Origin of the sequence: Pseudomonas frederiksbergensis, assembly GCF_003732665.1 — a bacterium.
GTDB lineage: Bacteria > Pseudomonadota > Gammaproteobacteria > Pseudomonadales > Pseudomonadaceae > Aquipseudomonas > Aquipseudomonas frederiksbergensis_G.
Window position 1 is genome coordinate 89,386 of record NZ_MOBP01000012.1, and the last position, 16,983, is coordinate 106,368.

Sequence of the window (16,983 nt, forward strand, 5' to 3'; positions counted from 1 at the left end):
GCAATAATTAGCACTGAAGGCCCGTTATAGGGCCTTCAGTTTTTAATCGCGAACCTCCCTTCCACCCGGAAGGGAGGCCTGGATTCAGAGGTCTTTCACCAGGCGCAAAGCGTCGTAGATGGCCGCGTGAGTATTGCGAGCTGACACGGCATCGCCGATCCGGAACAGCTGGAAGCGCCCCTCGGGATTGGTGACGATGTTCTGTGCCGTGCCGGCGATCAAGTCATGCTGCTCCACCGCGCCGCCATTGCTGGAGAGCGGACGCAGGTCGAAGTACAAATCGTCCAGAGGAAGGGTGCCGTGGTTGACGACCACCTGATCGACCACGCGTTGCTTGTGAACCTTGCCGTAATCGCTGCCCAAGGTGGCAACAAGCCCGCCATCGCGTTTTTCCACGGTATCGACCCAATAGGTGACGGTGAAAGTGACGGCCAGGTCCTGCAGGCTGCGCATGTAGGGCACCAGGTTCATGGCCATGACTTCAGGTGCAAACGAGCGGTCTGGTGTGACGATCTCCACGGTCGCACCGCTTTGCGCGATGACTTCGGCAGCCTGCAGGGCGGCATGATCCCCCGCATCGTCGAAGATCAATACGTTGCGGCCCGGCTTGATGTCGCCGGAAATGATGTCCCAGGTTGAAACCATGTGTTCGTTGCCTGCGCTGAGCACCTCGGTATCCGGCAGGCCGCCGGTGGCAACGATGACCACGTCTGGTTCGAAGGCTTGCACGGTGTCGGCTTCGGCCCAGGTGTTGAAATGAAACTTCACCCCCAGCCGTTCGCATTGCGCCATGCGCCAATCAATGATGCTGATCATCTCGCGACGTCGCTCGCTCAGCGCCGTCAGGCGAATCTGCCCGCCGGGCTGGTCAGCCGCCTCGAGCACCGTCACGTCATGGCCGCGCTCACCGGCGACCCGAGCTGCTTCCAGCCCCGCCGGGCCGCTGCCGATTACCAGCACCTTGCGCCTGACGGCGGCTTTAGGAATTTCGTGGGGCATGGTGGTTTCGCGACCCGTCGCCGCGTTGTGGATGCAATAGGCCGCACCGCCCTGGTAGATGCGGTCCAGACAGTAGTTGGCACCTACGCACGGGCGAATCTCTTCTTCGCGCCTCTCGATGATTTTGCGCACGATATGTGGGTCGGTCATGTGCGCCCGGGTCATGCCCACCATGTCCACTTTGCCCGAGGCGATCGCGTAGCGCGCGGTGGCCACATCGGGGATCTTGGCGGCGTGGAAGGTCGGGAAGCCGGTTGACGAGCGAATCTCACCCGCGAAGTCGAGGTGCGGTGAGTTGCGCATGCCCTGAATCGGGATCACATCGGTCAGGCCGGCATCCGTATCAATGTGACCGCGCACGACGTTCAGGAAATCAACCAGCCCGCTGTCCTTGAGCATGTGAGACACCTGCATGCCCTCTCTGGCCGTGAAGCCTCCGGGCAACTCTTCATCACCGGTGTAGCGAACGCCCAACAGAAAATCTTCGCCGACCCGCTGGCGGATGCCACGCAAGACGTCGAAGGTGAAGCGCATGCGGTTTTCCAGCGAGCCGCCGTAAGGGCCGTCGAGGTCATTGGTCAACGGCGACCAGAACTGGTCCATCAAATGGCCGTAAGCCTGAAGCTCCAGGCCATCGAGACCTGCCGCTTTCATGCGCTCCGCGGCGTCGACATAGTCCTTGATGATCCGCTCGATGTCCCATTCCTCCATTTTCTTCGGGAAGGAACGGTGCGATGTCTCGCGGCGGTGCGAAGGCGACACCACGGGTAACCAGTCGGCCTTGTCCCAGCGGGTGCGACGGCCCAGGTGCGTCAGTTGAATCATCACCGCTGCACCGTGTTCGTGGCATTCATCGGTCAGGTCTTTCAGCCATCCGACCACTTCGTCCTTGTAGGCGAGCACATTGTTGAACACCGGTGGGCTGTCCCTTGAGACGGCAGCGGAACCGGCCGTCATGGTCAGGGCGACTCCGGCTTTTGCGCGCTCCACGTGGTAAGCGCGGTAGAGATCCTTGGGCATGCCGTCCACAGGGTAGGCCGGTTCATGGGAGGTGGTCATGATCCGGTTTCTAAGGGTCAGGTTCTTGATTTTATAGGGTTGCAGCAAGGGATCGCTGGACATCGCAGTGCGCTCCAAGGTGGGCTTCATCTGGCTCGGTGACTTGAAGTTAGAATAAATGTACATCTGTGTCAACGATTCCTGACACATGTGTACATTTTGCTTGCGTGACAAAAAATCCAGGATTAACATCCGCCCAATCGAAACGAAGACCTGAATGGAACAGTGAGTGTTTAAAGGTGACGGTTCAGATGTGATTCAGTGAGATGAAAGAGGGCGCCGTTGTGCTTTCTGAATCTTCTGTCCTATTGATGTTTTGCAGAGGAAAGCAAAAGTGACAGAGTTATTTGATATTCGTTTGGCGAGCAAACAGACCGCGTTCACTGAGATCCCCGTCATCGATATAGCGCCGCTGATCAACGGTGAAAATCCGCTGCAGGTGGCCACTCAAATAGGTGATGCCTGCGAAAAGGTGGGATTTTTTTATATAAAAAATCATGGCATCGATCAGCAATTGATTGATGAGATGTACACCTTCACCAAACGCTTTTTCAAACTGCCTTACGAGGAAAAAAACAAACTCAATATCGTGAACTCCGGCCTCACGCTACGGGGTTACATACCGATGTACGCGGAAAACGTCGACCCGGCCAATACCCGCGATTTCAAAGAGTGTTTTGATTGTGGAGCCCATTACGATGAGGTTTGTCCCTTTTTTGGCCCTAATCAAATGCCGTCTGCATTGCCGCAATTCGAGAAGGTCGCCGAGGCTTATCACTGCGCGGTACTGGCGCTCGCACGAAAGCTGATTGGCGGAATTGCGCTCAGCCTGGGTTTAGCGCAAGACTACTTTGAACAGCGTCAGCGCAAGCCCATCACTATTCAGCGGGTTTTGCGTTACCCACCCCAGATCGGAAGGGTGACCCAAGAAGAGATCGGTATTGGGGCTCACACGGACTATGGTTTCCTGACGGTCCTGTCCCAGGATGCCGTTGGCGGTCTGCAAGTCATGAACCGTGCGGGGGAGTGGGTCACTGCGCCACCGGTTGAAGGTACGTTTATCGTCAATATTGGTGATCTGGTTCAGACCCTCACCAATGACCGCTACACCTCGACCATGCATCGTGTGATCAATACGAGCGGCCTGGAGCGTTATTCAATACCTTTCTTTATTGATTTGGACTTCGACGCGATTGTCGAGCCGGTGCCCACTTGTGTGAGTGAGGCATTGCCCGCGAAGTACGGAGCGTATACGTGCGGCCAACATAAATTTAAGCGTTTCGTTGATAGCTATGCACATTTGAAAGGTGCGTAGGGAGGCTGTGTGCGTCGCGGGTTTGCAGTGAAGTTGTAGAACGATTTGATATCAGTCTTTAGACTTCGCCAGGTCTTTCTGCAGGTGACCTTTCCCGTTCTCGTGCGTATGCCTTGTTACGGCCCAGGCAGGCTTGAGCCGACTGGCCGCTTATGGCCGAAAGCAGGCGGGTATTACCTTGTTTCAGCTGCGTCAGGAGGCCAGCTCTCATAGAAAGAGCCGCCTACAGGGATCGGGTTGCCATCCATATGGTATGCGACCCATGCCAGTAGGTGTGCCATGCGTTCGGCAGCAACTGGCGACAGTCCGCAAGATTCTCTGACTTCGTCTAGCCGTACTCGGCAAACATCGAGGTGGCGTCGAACCCCGGAAAATCCGCCAAGATAGAGATAGAACTCGTCGAGAAGGATACCCACGCCTGGAACACCATAGGTGCCGGCCACACCTGGTGCCTCCTCATATATGGCCTTCACATCATGGCCTTCCAAGGTTGCGACTGCGGTGAGTACCTCGCAAAAAGTATCTTTCATGCTGTTGCTGACCCAGAGGTCATAGCTGTTGCCGATAATGATGGGCGCGCCCATGAGTCTTACTCTGATTTCGATAATGGAATGCTGAAGAAGAGACGTATTCAGCCATGTAGCCAATTTTCAATAGGCCGTCTCCGCTCCGATTATTATCTTTTTGGGCTGGAAAAGGCCATGCGTGGGCGGCTGCTTTTGGCCGGATGCTGCCCGCCTTTCTGCGCAGCAGACTCAATTCGTCCTCAATTCGTCGATCAGCTACAAGGAGTGTGTTCGTTAAAAATGCTGAAGCAATTTGTCAAAAAAGACTCCTTTGCAGCCTTGTAAAATACGTACATCATCCCGTACATCGAAAGCGCGGACCACACAAAAAGGTCAATGCTTTCAAGGAGAAAGAGCGCGGATTTCAGTCTCGTTTCCCGCTCCAAATATTGATCCACAGATGTCCACCGGACGCTGGGGGTTAGCGAAATAGACGCTTAGGCGTCTTTTTTCGTTTCTGCGGAAAACCACTGAAATCCAGTAGAAGCCGGTACATTTAAGTCCCTTTTTAAGTCCCTTTTCAGGACAGACTCGAATTCGTATTGTTGCTTGATCCTTTCAGATCGCCAGACGAGCATCAGGTGCTGACTCTCTCACAGGAACTCACCATGCCTCGCCGCAGGCATATCATCGAAGCCTCCGATTGCAGAAAGCCCGATCGCTACTCAGGCAGACAAACATTAGCGTGACTGAAGTTTCTGTCTGCTGCGGTTTTTCATCAAGCTCAGACTTTTCACGAGCATTCAAACGTGAGTTTGGGCAACAGCCCGCTGCTGATCGTAAGGAAATACATTATCTTGAGCGCCCCAGTGAACAGGGCGCCGTAGTCGCTACACATCAATTAGCAAATTAAGTTTTAACCAAACTCTTCCGGTTAAAACACATTGGGTTTTGCGTAAATCGGCAGTACAGTCCGTAGGACATGAATAGCGCCAGGGAATTGAGCTGGCGCATGTCACCCATCAGTTAATGACGGTTATCGCCCCAATCGCGATTGCAGCCAAAAGCATCACCAAGACCGTTCCGAACGTCCATTTCAGAGAGACTCGCTGGTTATCGCCGTAGTCGATATCCAATAGCCCGCATAGCAAGTAAGTCGATGCAACCAGAGGGCTGAGGAGGTGGACTGGCTGGCCAATCAGTGACGCAATTGCCATTTCATTCGGGCCAATCCCATAGTGAGCGGCCGTCTCCGCAAGGATGGGTAACACGCCAAAGTAAAACGCATCGTTGGTCAGCACATAAGTGAACGGCATGCTCAGCAGCGCCGTGATCAACGACATGTAATGGCCGGCCTGTTCCGGCAGGATCATGATGAGGTTGTCCGAGATGGCCTTGATCATTCCGGTGCCGCTCATGATGCCGACGAATATACCCGCAGCGAAGATCAGCAACGTGACGGCCAAGACGTTGTCGGCATGACGGGCGATGACTTCTTTCTGCTGTTTCAGGCTTGGGTAATTGACTAGGCAAGCCAGGCCAAAGGCGAGCATGAACAGAATCGGCAGGGGCATCAGGCTGAGCATCATGCCGGCGATCAGTGTCAGGGTCAGCACGACGTTGAACAAAAACTTCGGATCGGTGAGGCGAATGTGCGCATAACCTTCAAGCACCTGCTCTTCACTGACTGTCACCACGCCGAGCCGACGATACTCCATGCGTCCCAGCCACCAAGCGGCGAAGAGCACCCAGACAGCACCGGCGATCATGATCGGAACCATGTCCAGAAACAGCGTTGTGATGTCCACATGCATGGCACTGGCCGCACGAGAAAACGGCCCTGCCCACGGCAGGATATTCATCACGCCGATGGCCATCAGCAAAACGGTCGCCATCACCTGCAGCCGGATGCCCGTCAGCCGGTATAACGGCAAGAAGGCCGCAGTGGCGATGATGTAGGTGGTTGCGCCGTCGCCATCAAGACCGACACACAGTCCCAGAACAGCAGTACCGACAACGATCTTGCGAGGGTCGCCTTTTACCAAGCGCAGCAATACTTTAATCAGTGGATTGAACAGCCCCGCATCCGTCATCAGGCAGAAATACAGGATCGCGAACGTCAGCATGATTCCTGTCGGCGCGAGCATTTTTACGCCGTCGTACATCATTGCGCCGAGTTGCGTCGCAAAGCCTCCCAGGCACCCGAATACGACAGGGACGAGCAATAGCGCTACCAAGGGGGACAGGCGTTTGCTCATGATCAGGTACATGAAACAAACAATCATTGCGTAGCTTAAGAAGATCAACATGGGTGTGCCTTTTATTAGTCTTGTAGGGCTGGCGCAGTGAGCGCGCACTTTTTTCTGGCCGAACGAATCCCGTGCGGGCAGCGCACAGAGTTCGCCGCTTCATGGGGTTAGCCGTGGGAAAACATGGGCAGACCGGCGTGTTCGAGATCGGCTACCAATATCGAGCCGGTAGAGGAGTCAGTGATGAACAATTGCTTGTTGCCTTCACCACCAAACGCCAGGTTGGTCAGGGTGCGTCCATCGGTGCAGGATCGAATGCGATAGAGCGGGACAGCATGTGGGTCGAAAACCCAGACACAGGCATTCCCGGCATCGCACACGTAAAGATTACCCACGCAGTCAAGTGCCAGGCCATCGGCCCCGCTGACACCTCCGGCCATGGCGGTGAAGATGCCAACTTTGCTGGTTCCGCCATCGCTTTGAATCGGCAGACGCCAGATTGCATTGCCGCGTGTCATCGCAACGAATAGCGCATTCTGTTGGAGATTCATGACCAAGCCGTTAGGGCTTGGGCCGTTGTCTATCAAACGGGTCAGGATTTCTTTATCCAGGTCGTAGGCAAACACTCGACCCGTAGGATCCTGTTGGCCGGTCTGACCTTGATCGGTGAAGTAAAGCCTTCCGCTTCCATCAAAGAACAAATCGTTTACGCCCTTGAACCCTTCGCTACGGCTGTGCGTTAGAAATGGGGCGATTGAGCCTGTGTATGGATCGAGTACAAGAATGCCCTGCTTGTAGTCGGCGATGAAAACTCGACCGTCCCGATGGACTTTCAGTCCGTTCGGCCAACCGTCATATTCCGCAACCAGCGTCCAATTGCCCTGTGGGTCTATTTGAAAAATACGACCGTAGGGAATGTCCGTTACGTAGAGATTTCCGTTTACGTCGAAGGATGGCCCCTCCAGAAAGCTTTTGACTTTCTGTCCTGGCTTGTTTGCGCGCACCCAGTCGGAGTCACCGTCCTTCCAGAACGTTTCAGGCAACGTAGTAAATACGCGAGTCGCTAAATCACGCGGCGGGGCATAAAGGCTCACAGAATCGACTCCTACACTGGCGCCGAACAAGGCAGCTATCGACCTTCTAGGGTGGGAGAGCTTGTTCGTAGCGTTATTATTGTTCTGTCAGACAGAATAATATGTCTCCTGACAGAACAAATGTTGATCTAATCTAGCGTTCTGTCAACCCATCTTCTGCCGTATGGCACTAATCAGAACCAACCGTGCCCGCATCATTTCAAGTGAAAAGCCTGTATCAATGTATTTCCAGATGGGAGGCGTTGACAGTTAGAAATGATAAGACCATTATTTTAATCAGAACGTTGTTCTGTCCAATAGAACGAATGGCATTAACACCCGGAGAGCCGGCGATGAACGATAAAAACAACATAGATATTCTGATCAGCGAGGTAGGCCCAAGGGATGGGTTGCAGAGCGTCAATGCAGCGATGCCCACTGAGCTGAAGAAGCAGTGGCTGACTGCGCTGGCAGATGCCGGGCTTCAAGAAATCGAGGTCGGCTCTTTTGTTTCGCCCAAGCTGCTGCCACAAATGGCTGACGCAGCAGAGCTGGTCGCTCATCTTCGGCAAAGACAGGATGTATTCGTCACCGCCCTGGTGCCTAACCTCAAGGGCGCGCAAGCAGCGTTCATGGCTGGTGTTCAGAAAATCACGATGCCAATCTCGGTCAGCGAGCCACACTCACTTGCCAACATTCGAAAAACCCACGAGCAGGTTTACGAAGAGGTGAGCTCCGTTGTCGCTCTTCGAAACGAGCGCTTTCCGCATGTCGAGATCGAATCAGGCTTGTCTACGGTATTCGGCTGCACCATTCAAGGTGAAGTCCCGGAATACGACGTGATTCGCATGGCGTTGCGCATGGTGGAGTTGGGCGTTGATGAGGTCGGTCTGGCCGATACTGTCGGCTATGCAAATCCCGCTCAAGTCCGCCGTCTTTTCACTCGATTGCGCAGCGAGATAGGAGCCAAAGCGGGCAGTGCGCATTTCCACAACACTCGCGGACAAGGGCTGGCCAACGTGGTTGCCGCGCTGGATGCAGGCGTCACGATTATCGACGCTTCCCAGGGCGGCCTTGGAGGATGCCCCTACGCACCAGGCGCCTCGGGAAATATTGTTACCGAGGATCTCGTCTATCTACTCGAATCCATGGGGCTGCGTACAGGTGTCGACATCGACAAGCTGGTGGCAGCTCGTGAGTGGCTTAAACAAGGGTTGCCTGGTGAACCGCTATACGGGTTTATCCCGGACGCTGGCGTGGGTAAAAACTTCCACTACGCCGGGGGTGCTCGATGAGCACGCAAAATCAGAACATCCAGGCATTACCGCTGGCTGGCATCCGTGTTGTCGAGTTCGTGCACATGGTCATGGGCCCCACTTGCGGTTTGGTACTCGCCGATCTCGGTGCGGAGGTCATCAAAGTCGAGCCCACTCCTGAGGGCGACAACACGCGCCGCCTGACGGGTTCTGGCGCGGGGTACTGGATGACCTACAACCGCAATAAGAAAAGCTTTGCTGTGGACATCAAGTCAGAAGAGGGCATGGCCGCGGTACGCAAGCTGATTGAAAGCGCGGACGTGGTCACCGAGAACTTTCGGCCCGGCGCGATGGAAAAGCTTGGGCTGGGTTATGAAGGCGTGAAAGCTATCAAGCCCGACATCATCTATAGCTCCATGAAAGGTTTTTTGCCTGGCCCCTATGAGCACCGGACTGCGCTGGATGAAGTGGTGCAGATGATGACCGGCCTGGCTTACATGACGGGCCCGGAAGGTCGCCCATTGCGCGCGGGTGCTTCGGTTAACGATGTGATGGGGGGGATGTTCAGCGCCATCTCAATCCTCGCAGCGCTTTGGCAACGCAAGGCCACCGGTGAGGGGCAATTTGTCCAAACGGGCCTTTTTGAAAACTCAGCTTTCCTAGTCGGCCAGCACATGATGCAAATGGCGACCACAGGCAAGCCCGCAGCTCCAATGCCCAGCCGTCTTTCAGCGTGGGCAATCTATGACGTCTTCAGCACCCTGGATGACGAGCAGGTCTTCATGGGCGTGGTCAGCGACAGTCAATGGGTCAGTTTCTGCGATGCCTTCGGCTTCGATCAGTTGGGCCGTGACCTCGATCTCGCGAAAAACACTCAACGTGTTCAAGCCCGTTCAAAGATCCTTCCCTTGGTAAAGGAACGGCTCGCCAGCCTGCGCAAACATGACGTCATGGCCATGTGCGAGCGAGCAGGCTTGCCTTTTTCTCCTATCCAGCGCCCCCAGGATCTGTTCGAGGATCCACACCTGAATGCCTCTGGAGGCCTGGCACATCTCTCTTTGGAAAACGGCGAAGAAGTGAAGGTGCCGATGCTGCCGTTCGAGATGAACGGCCGGCGCATGGATGCTCGCCTGAATGTGCCTGAGTTAGGCAGCCATTCAGAGGAGCTACTTGAAGAGATGGGTTATTGCGCGGGGGACATCGAGTCCTTACGGGGGCGCGGCATCGTCCGCTGACCTTCAAACCTGTAGCAAATTTGCTGATGGTTTCCCCGGCCGTCAGCCATATAAGAATAAAGCTGAGGAAACCAGTCATGGCTGTTGTGACGACATCTGCGAAAAGTCCCAAAGGCTTCGCGGCGCAACCTCTTGATGCAGAACAAACCCGCGTCCTTCACAAGGCTGCGTGGCGTTTGATTCCGTTGCTTGCGCTTGCCTATTTCTTTAATTACCTGGATCGCACCAGCGTAGGTTACGCCGCGCTGCAAATGACCGGTGACCTGGGGCTGACCGCTACTCAGTTCGGGCTTGGCGCAGGGATCATGTTTTTTGGCTACTGCTTGTGCGAAGTGCCCAGCAACCTGGCAATGTATCGATTCGGCGCCAGGCTGTGGATGGCCCGGATTATGATCACGTGGGGACTGGCCGCAGCCACGACGGCTCTGGTGGTCGGGCCTTACAGTTTCTATGTAGTAAGGCTGATCCTCGGTATCGCCGAGGCAGGTTTCTTTCCGGGCGTCATCTTCTTCCTAACGTTGTGGTTTCCTGCGCAGTACCGCACCAGGGTGCTCGCATGGTTCACAGTGGCCACACCTATTTCATTTCTGGTAGGGGGGCCATTGTCCATTTGGCTCTTGCAGATGCATGGTTTCCTCGGACTCGCGGGCTGGCAGTGGATGTTCATCATTGAAGGAATTCCAGCCTGCATCCTGGGGTTGATCACGTTGAAAGTGCTGACCAATCATCCGGCAGAAGCCAAATGGCTGACACCTGGCGAACGTGATTTGATTGCCGGCATGCTGGCTGAAGAACAAAGCAAGGGCCATCACAGCCACGGCTTCAAGATGGCGCTAAAGGATCCCCGGGTGTGGATTCTCAGCTCGATTACGTTCAGCTTTACTTTGGGCTCCTACGGTATCGGTATCTGGTTGCCACAGATGCTCAAGGCGCATGGCGTAGAAGTCAGCATGATCGGCTGGGTAGCAGCGATTCCTTACTTTTTCGCTACCATTGGCCTGTTGATCTGGGCCAAGCATGTTGATCGTACTGGCAAGGGCATTTTCAACCTTACGCTTGCGATGCTGCTTGCGGGATTGGCGCTGTTGTTCGCATTGCAAATGAATGCATTGATTCCCGCATTGGCTGGTATCACGTTGGCCTTGGTTGGCACGATTGCTGGTAAAACGATCTTTTACACCCTGCCAGGCAAGTTTCTTCGGGGGCAGGCAGCCGCGGGTGGGATCGCTTTGATCAACTCGATTGGTGCCTTCGGTGGTTTTGTCGGCCCTTATCTGATGGGGTTTCTCAAAGATTACACAGGCTCGTTCACAGCAGGGCTGATGGTGATGGGATGCATCATGTTTGTGGCCGCAGCTATGGTTGTGTCGTTACGCCTGTTTCTGCGCGAGGAGTGACACGCTGGCCCCATAGCTGCTCAGGAGGTATCTTAAGTTCATTGAAATTGTCTTGCGGGCGATTATAGCTGTCTGACTGACGCTGAATCGCTTTCGGGCTCAGACCTGACGTTGAGTAGCTATGAACATCGAATCTGAAACAAGCCTTTCTGATCAATCCAACGGCGTGGAAGGTGGCGGAGTCGCCGCTGTCGATCGAGCTTTTTCGATTCTCGCGGCCTTTCAGGTCGAACAGGAAAGCCTGACATTGGCCGAACTGGCGAGGCGAACCGGGCTCTACAAAAGTACGATACTGCGCTTGATTGCTTCGTTGGAGAAGGCTGGTTTTGTGCGACGCCTCAGTGACGGTAGTTATTCGGTCGGGCCTGAGCCTCTTCGTTTGTCACAGTTGTACCAGGCCTCTTTCCGCCTTCGTGATGTCATCCATCCATTATTAGAGTCAATAGCAGAGGAGAGCGGTGAAACGTCCTCTTTCTACGTACTTGAGAACGGCAGCAGGGTGGTGCTGTTTCGAGTTGAGCCTAAACGAGCCGTGCGGGTTTCGGTATTGGAAGGCTCGCGCTTCCCTTTGCATTCCGGTGCATCAGGGAAGATTCTTCGCGCTTTCTCTCGACAGGGAGATCCAACTTTGACGGACGTACGTGAGCGTTTTTGGGCCAGTTCTTTTGGTGAGCGGGACCCGGAAACGACGGCTGTATCGGTCCCCGTATTTTCGATCGGCTACGAGCTTAAGGGTGCACTCACACTATCAGGCCCATCTGATCGCCTGCTGCAAGAGCATGTCCAACACGCAGCATCAATTCTGCTGCGCAATGCGGCCATTGCAACGAGCGCTCTGGGCGGCAGTAATGCAGAGTTGCGAGATGCGCTTAACAGACTGAACCCTTAAAAACACCGCATCCTCTGCGAGCCGCAAGCATTACGCCGTTTTATTCTCCAGCAGCAATCCGCTAGCCAATGCCACAAAACCTTCGGCCACTTGTTCTGAAGCCGTTTGCGGATCCTCAGCGTTTGCAATCCACAAGGAAGCGCCAAGCAGGGCGCCCATGATCAGGCGTGCTGTCGCTTCGGTGTTGACCGTGCGGATCGTGCCTTCATCGATCAACTTCTGGATGCTGCGCTGGGTGCTGCGGATGCAAGCATTCTGGCTTGGCCATTGCGAGGGATCGCCCAGCACCGATGGGCCGTCGAGGAACACAATGCGCTGGATTTCAGGTTCCAGGGACATCTTGATATAAGCGATGGACTCATCGATAAAGCCGTCCCAGGTGGTGCTCGCCTGCGCGATGATGACCGACAGTCGCGCCATCATCTCTTCATCAATTTGGGCGATGACGGCCTGAAGCAAGCCTTTCTTGTCACCAAAGTGATGGTAAAGCGCGCCACGGGTCAGCCCGGCCTTAGCGGTCAAATCATCCATCGAACTCTCCGCATAACCCTTCGCAGCGAATGCGTCCCGCGCCGCCTTGATCAGCTTGCCGCGGGTCTCGGTAATCATGTCCGCACGCTTCTGCGCCATCAGTCCTCTTCCTTATAAAAAATAACATTCGTGGCGTATGTGAGTTGACATACGCTGTGCATGTCGTATTGTGGCTGACATACGTGGCGTATGCAATGTGTCTGGGCAGTGTGCTGCTCAGGCGCTGAAACGCCGTCATTCAGCACAGGATACCGAGCAATGCGTGAGCAGCGCGACTCCGATATTTCAAGCCTCAGCACCGGCCAGGGCAAAACCATCGGGCTGATTGTCAACCCTGTTGCCGGCATGGGCGGGCGTGTTGGCTTGAAGGGCACCGATGGTCCTGAGGTTTTGCAGGAAGCGATTCGCCGTGGCGCGCGGCCGGTCTCAAGCGAACGGGCAGCTCTCGCGCTCAAGCGCCTGGCGGCATTGACCTCGGCCACGCCATTTCGATTGATGACTGGCGCTGGGGCGCTGGGCGAAGACATCGCCCGCGCAGCCGGTCTTGAACCTGTTGTCGTCTACCGCCCCTCACCAGGATCGAGCCGGCCCGAAGACACTCGCAAGGCTGCGCTCGTCATGGCAGACGCTGCCGTCGATCTGTTGCTGTTCGCCGGGGGCGATGGGACTGCGCGTGATGTGCTGGAAATGGTCAGCGATCGAGTGCCCATCCTCGGTATTCCGACGGGCGTGAAAATGTATTCCGCCGTCTTCGCCACCAATCCCGAGAACGCTGGAAGCCTCGCGGCACGTGTCATGGCCGGCGAGTCCAGGGTGCGCTTTCGCGAGGCCGAGGTCATGGACATTGATGAGGCCGCCATGCGCACTGATCAGATGTCGGCGCGCCTGTATGGCTACGCGCTCAGTCCCCACGAGCGTCACCTGGTGCAAAACGCCAAGGCCGGTTCCGTCCTTAATGAAAACCTGGCGCTCGACGCCGTGGCCCGGCAGATCGTCCGCCAGATGAAAGTCGGCTGCCTTTACCTGCTGGGGCCCGGCACCACGACACGGCGGGTAATGATCGAACTCGGCCTGCCGTCGACGCTGCTTGGCGTCGATGCGGTAATGGACGGCGCGCTGATAGGCGCCGACCTCAACGAGCAAGCGTTGATCAGCCTGATGGAAGGCCATGAGACACGGATCATCGTCGGCGTGCTTGGCGGCCATGGCAGCTTGTTCGGACGCGGCAATCAACAGCTCAGCGCCGAGGTGATCCGCCGCACCGGGCGCGAAAACATCATCGTGATCACCTCGATGGACAAGCTCATCTCCCTCGACGCCGGCTGCCTGCGCGTCGACACCGGCGACGCCGAAATCGACGCCATGCTCAGTGGCCATACACGCGTGCACACAGGACCCGACCGGTCCGTCTTTTTCAGGGTTCGATCCTGATCATTTGTTTCATCCGAAAAAACGAGGATAACCCCATGAGTAATCATGTTGCCCACCCCTACATGGCGAACTCCGTTCCCGCCCTCAAGCAGGAGATGCTCGATTCAATCGGCGTCGCCAGCATCGAGGAACTGTTCCAGCAAATTCCCGAAGGCCATCGCCTGCAACGTCCGATCAACCTGCCGCCGGCACTCAACGAGAGCGAGCTGCGTCGGCACCTGGTCAGTACGCTATCGAAGAACAAAACGTGCGAGCAAAATCTCAACTTTCTGGGCGCCGGCTGTTGGCAGCACCACGTTCCGGCGGCGTGCGACGAGGTTGTGCGCCGCAACGAGTGGCTGACGTCGGTGTTCGGCGAGCCAAGCTCCGATCATGGGCGCAACCAGGCCTGGTTTGAGTTCTGCAGTCAGCTCGGCGAGTTGCTGAACATGGACCTGGTGGGCCTGCCGGTGCGCAGTTGGGGCTGCGCCGCGGGCCACGCCATTCGCATGGCCACACGCATCACCGGGCGCAACGAAGTGGCGGTGGTCCGCGCCATCGACCCGGAGCGGCTTTCGATCATTCGCAACTACTGCGAACCGGTCGACATGCCCAGCCACATCGTCGTACGCCTCGTCGACTATGACCCGGCAACCGGCTTGCTCGATCTTGATCATCTTCGCGCCTCGATCGGCGAGCAAACCGCTGCCGTCTATTTCGAAACGCCGTCTTACTTCGGGGTGATCGAACAGCAAGGCGCCGACATTGCCGCCATGGCCCATGCGGCGGGTGCCGAAGTGATCGTCGGTGTCGACCCTATTTCGCTGGGCGTGCTGGCTGCACCGATCGATTTCGGAGCGGACATCGTGGTTGGCACCACGCAGCCACTCGGGGTGCATATGAATTGCGGTGGCGGCGTCAGCGGTTTCATCGCGACGCGCGACGAAGAACTGTACGCCCACCAGTACCCAACGCTGTTCATCAGCATCGGCGAAACCACCAAGCCGGGTGAATATGGTTTTGGCCTGAGCCTGTTCGAGCAATCTTCATACGGCTTGCGTGACAAGGGCAACGATTGGACCGGGCACTCGGTGTACATGTGGGCCATCGCCAACGCCGTGTACATGGCAATGATGGGGCCCCAAGGCTTTGAAGACGTGGGCAAAGTGATCCTGCAACGGGCTCACTTTGCCACGAAGCTGCTGGCTGAGATTCCAGGCGTGCGCGTGACGTTTCCAAGCGGTTTCTTCAAGGAATTCGTGGTGAATTTCGACGCCACCAGACTCAGTGTGAAGGACATCAACAAGCGGCTTCTCGCCCTCGGGATCTTCGGCGGCAAAGACCTGACACAGGACTTCCCGGAGCTGGGCGCCAGCGCCCTTTACTGCGTCACCGAGATTCACACCCAGGCAGACCTTGAGCGTCTGACCGCTGCACTCAAAAAGGTAATCGCACAATGAGCACGACACTCAAGGAATACCACGCTCCCGTCTGGAGCGAACCGGTCATTCTGGAGATGGGCTATCCCGGCCGTCGCGGCGTGATTTTTTCTGACGTGGAAGCCGAGGTGCAAGCCGCTGTCGGCAGTGCCGACGGCTTGATTCCCGCAAATATGCGCCGCACGCGCAAACCGGCGTTGCCGGAAATGTCCGAGCCCGAGGTGCTGTACCACTACTTGCGTTTGTCGCAACAGACCCTGGGCATGATGAACATCAGCCTGTTCGGCACCTGCACCATGAAGTACAACGCCCAGATCAACGAGGCGATGGCGTGGCGCCCGGAAATCACTCATGTGCATCCGTATCAGGACGAAGACACCCTGCAAGGCGCGCTGGAAGTGGTGCATGGCATGGACACGATCCTGCGTGAATTGTCCGGGATGGATCAGTTCATCTTCCAGGCGGGTGGCGGTGCCGATGCGGCCTACACCAACTGCGCCGTGACCCGTGCCTACCACGCCTCCCGTGGCGAACTGGCGCAGCGTGACGAGATCATCACCACGATCCAGACGCACCCGAGCAGTGCAGCGACCGCCGCTGCGGCCGGGTTCAAGGTGATCACGTTGATGATCGAGGAGAACGGTTACCCGTCGCTCGAATCACTCAAGGCCGCTGTGTCTGATCGCACCGCCGCGTTGATGGTGAATAACCCCGACGACATGGGCGTCTACAACCCGCAAATCCGCGAGTGGGTGCAGGTGGTGCACGAGGCGGGCGGACTGTGCTTCTACGACCACGCCAACTTCAATGGCGCGATGACCAAGATTCGTGCTCGCGAACTCGGTTTCGATGCGTGCATGTTCATGCTGCACAAAACATTCGGCGCACCGAAAAGTGGAGTAGGCGGCCCGGCCGTGGGTGCCTATGGTTGTTCGGCGGAACTCGCGCCGTTCCTGCCGGCACCGGTGGTGGCGTTCGACGGTGAGCGCTACAGCCTGGATTACGATCGTCCGCAGAGCGCCGGCAAGATCCGTGAGTTCTGGGGCAACGTTCCCGTCATCCTCAAGGCCTACGCCTGGTCGCGGGCTATGGGGGCGCAAGGCATGGCCGAAGCGTCGGATATCTCGGTCCTGGCCAACAACTACATGGAAAAAGGTTTGCTGGCGATACGCGGCGTAACCCGTTCCCACCCCGAGGCCACCAGTCCGCGGATGGAGATGACGCGCTACAGCCTTGAGCAACTCAAGGAAGACACCGGGGTCGACGTCCACGACGTGCAGAATCGCATGAGCGATTTCGGCATCGATCCGATGTGGAGCAGCCATCATCCGTGGCTGGTGCCGGAGCCTTTCACGCCCGAGGCGGGGGAAATGTATGGCAAGGAAGCGTTGGATACGTGGATTGCCGTGCTCGCGCACATTAGCGATGAGGCCTACTCGAACCCGGAGATCGTCAAGACCTCGCCGCACAACCAGGCGATTCACCGGATGAAAAGCGCGCCCCTGGAAGACCCGCAACACTGGGCCATGACCTGGCGCTCGTTCTTGCGCAAAAACAACAAGCAGACTGCCTGAGCCGTTGTAGCGTCCCCGTCGATAAAGCGGGGACGTTCTCGAAACCTGATC

The 16,983-nt window shown here is 56.5% G+C and carries 14 protein-coding genes; 9 read left to right on the forward strand and 5 right to left on the reverse strand.

What is annotated here, in order from left to right:
* Positions 1-84: 84 nt before the first annotated feature.
* Complete coding sequence (locus tag BK665_RS18125) at positions 85-2,121, reverse strand: NADH:flavin oxidoreductase (protein ID WP_123408422.1); 2,037 nt, start codon at positions 2,119-2,121, stop codon at positions 85-87.
* Positions 2,122-2,392: 271 nt separating this feature from the next.
* Here BK665_RS18125 and BK665_RS18130 point away from each other — a divergent pair, with 271 nt between their 5' ends.
* Complete coding sequence (locus BK665_RS18130; RefSeq protein WP_123407827.1) at positions 2,393-3,373, forward strand: isopenicillin N synthase family dioxygenase; 981 nt, start codon at positions 2,393-2,395, stop codon at positions 3,371-3,373.
* A gap of 173 nt (positions 3,374-3,546) precedes the next feature.
* Here the strand turns inward: BK665_RS18130 and BK665_RS34315 are convergent, their stop codons facing one another.
* The gene (locus BK665_RS34315) at positions 3,547-3,957 is read right to left on the reverse strand and encodes a hypothetical protein (protein ID WP_148053232.1); all 411 of its coding nucleotides are present in this window, start codon (positions 3,955-3,957) and stop codon (positions 3,547-3,549) included.
* Between the two features lie 544 nt (positions 3,958-4,501).
* Between BK665_RS34315 and BK665_RS35380 the strand changes: the two genes are divergently transcribed.
* A complete protein-coding gene (locus BK665_RS35380) occupies positions 4,502-4,792 on the forward strand; it encodes a helix-turn-helix transcriptional regulator (RefSeq protein WP_123407829.1) in 291 nt (96 codons plus the stop codon).
* Positions 4,793-4,901: 109 nt separating this feature from the next.
* On the opposite strand, the gene BK665_RS18145 is transcribed toward BK665_RS35380, so the two are convergent.
* Positions 4,902-6,188, reverse strand: a complete 1,287-nt coding sequence (locus BK665_RS18145; RefSeq protein WP_123407830.1) for a CitMHS family transporter — start codon at positions 6,186-6,188, stop codon at positions 4,902-4,904.
* Between the two features lie 107 nt (positions 6,189-6,295).
* Entirely contained in the window at positions 6,296-7,222 is a 927-nt protein-coding gene (locus tag BK665_RS18150) for an SMP-30/gluconolactonase/LRE family protein (protein WP_123407831.1), read from the reverse strand.
* A gap of 332 nt (positions 7,223-7,554) precedes the next feature.
* Between BK665_RS18150 and BK665_RS18155 the strand changes: the two genes are divergently transcribed.
* The 4 genes from BK665_RS18155 (at position 7,555) to BK665_RS18170 (ending at position 11,978) form a co-directional block, all read left to right on the forward strand.
* Positions 7,555-8,496, forward strand: a complete 942-nt coding sequence (locus tag BK665_RS18155; protein ID WP_123407833.1) for a hydroxymethylglutaryl-CoA lyase — start codon at positions 7,555-7,557, stop codon at positions 8,494-8,496.
* Positions 8,493-9,692 carry a CaiB/BaiF CoA transferase family protein gene (locus BK665_RS18160; RefSeq protein ID WP_123407835.1) on the forward strand — a complete coding sequence of 400 codons (1,200 nt, stop codon included), beginning with the start codon at positions 8,493-8,495 and terminating at the stop codon, positions 9,690-9,692. The genes BK665_RS18155 and BK665_RS18160 overlap by 4 nt, the downstream gene beginning before the upstream one ends.
* A gap of 77 nt (positions 9,693-9,769) precedes the next feature.
* Positions 9,770-11,089 (forward strand): MFS transporter, encoded by a 1,320-nt coding sequence (locus BK665_RS18165; protein WP_123407837.1) that lies wholly within the window; start codon positions 9,770-9,772, stop codon positions 11,087-11,089.
* Positions 11,090-11,210: 121 nt separating this feature from the next.
* Positions 11,211-11,978 carry an IclR family transcriptional regulator gene (locus tag BK665_RS18170; RefSeq protein WP_123407839.1) on the forward strand — a complete coding sequence of 256 codons (768 nt, stop codon included), beginning with the start codon at positions 11,211-11,213 and terminating at the stop codon, positions 11,976-11,978.
* Positions 11,979-12,008: 30 nt separating this feature from the next.
* Here BK665_RS18170 and BK665_RS18175 read toward each other — a convergent pair whose 3' ends face one another.
* Positions 12,009-12,608 (reverse strand): TetR/AcrR family transcriptional regulator, encoded by a 600-nt coding sequence (locus BK665_RS18175; protein ID WP_123407841.1) that lies wholly within the window; start codon positions 12,606-12,608, stop codon positions 12,009-12,011.
* 159 nt (positions 12,609-12,767) lie between these two features.
* Here BK665_RS18175 and BK665_RS18180 point away from each other — a divergent pair, with 159 nt between their 5' ends.
* Genes BK665_RS18180 through gcvPB form a run of 3 tightly spaced genes read left to right on the forward strand, consistent with a single transcriptional unit; the run spans position 12,768 to position 16,932 of the window.
* Positions 12,768-13,940, forward strand: coding sequence for an ATP-NAD kinase family protein (locus tag BK665_RS18180; protein ID WP_123407843.1), 1,173 nt, complete (start codon positions 12,768-12,770; stop codon positions 13,938-13,940).
* Positions 13,941-13,975: 35 nt separating this feature from the next.
* On the forward strand, positions 13,976-15,379 hold the full coding sequence (gene gcvPA, locus BK665_RS18185) for an aminomethyl-transferring glycine dehydrogenase subunit GcvPA (protein WP_123407845.1): 1,404 nt from the start codon (positions 13,976-13,978) through the stop codon (positions 15,377-15,379).
* Entirely contained in the window at positions 15,376-16,932 is a 1,557-nt protein-coding gene (gcvPB, locus tag BK665_RS18190) for an aminomethyl-transferring glycine dehydrogenase subunit GcvPB (protein ID WP_123407847.1), read from the forward strand. Before gcvPA ends, gcvPB begins: the two co-directional genes overlap by 4 nt.
* Positions 16,933-16,983 lie beyond the last annotated feature (51 nt).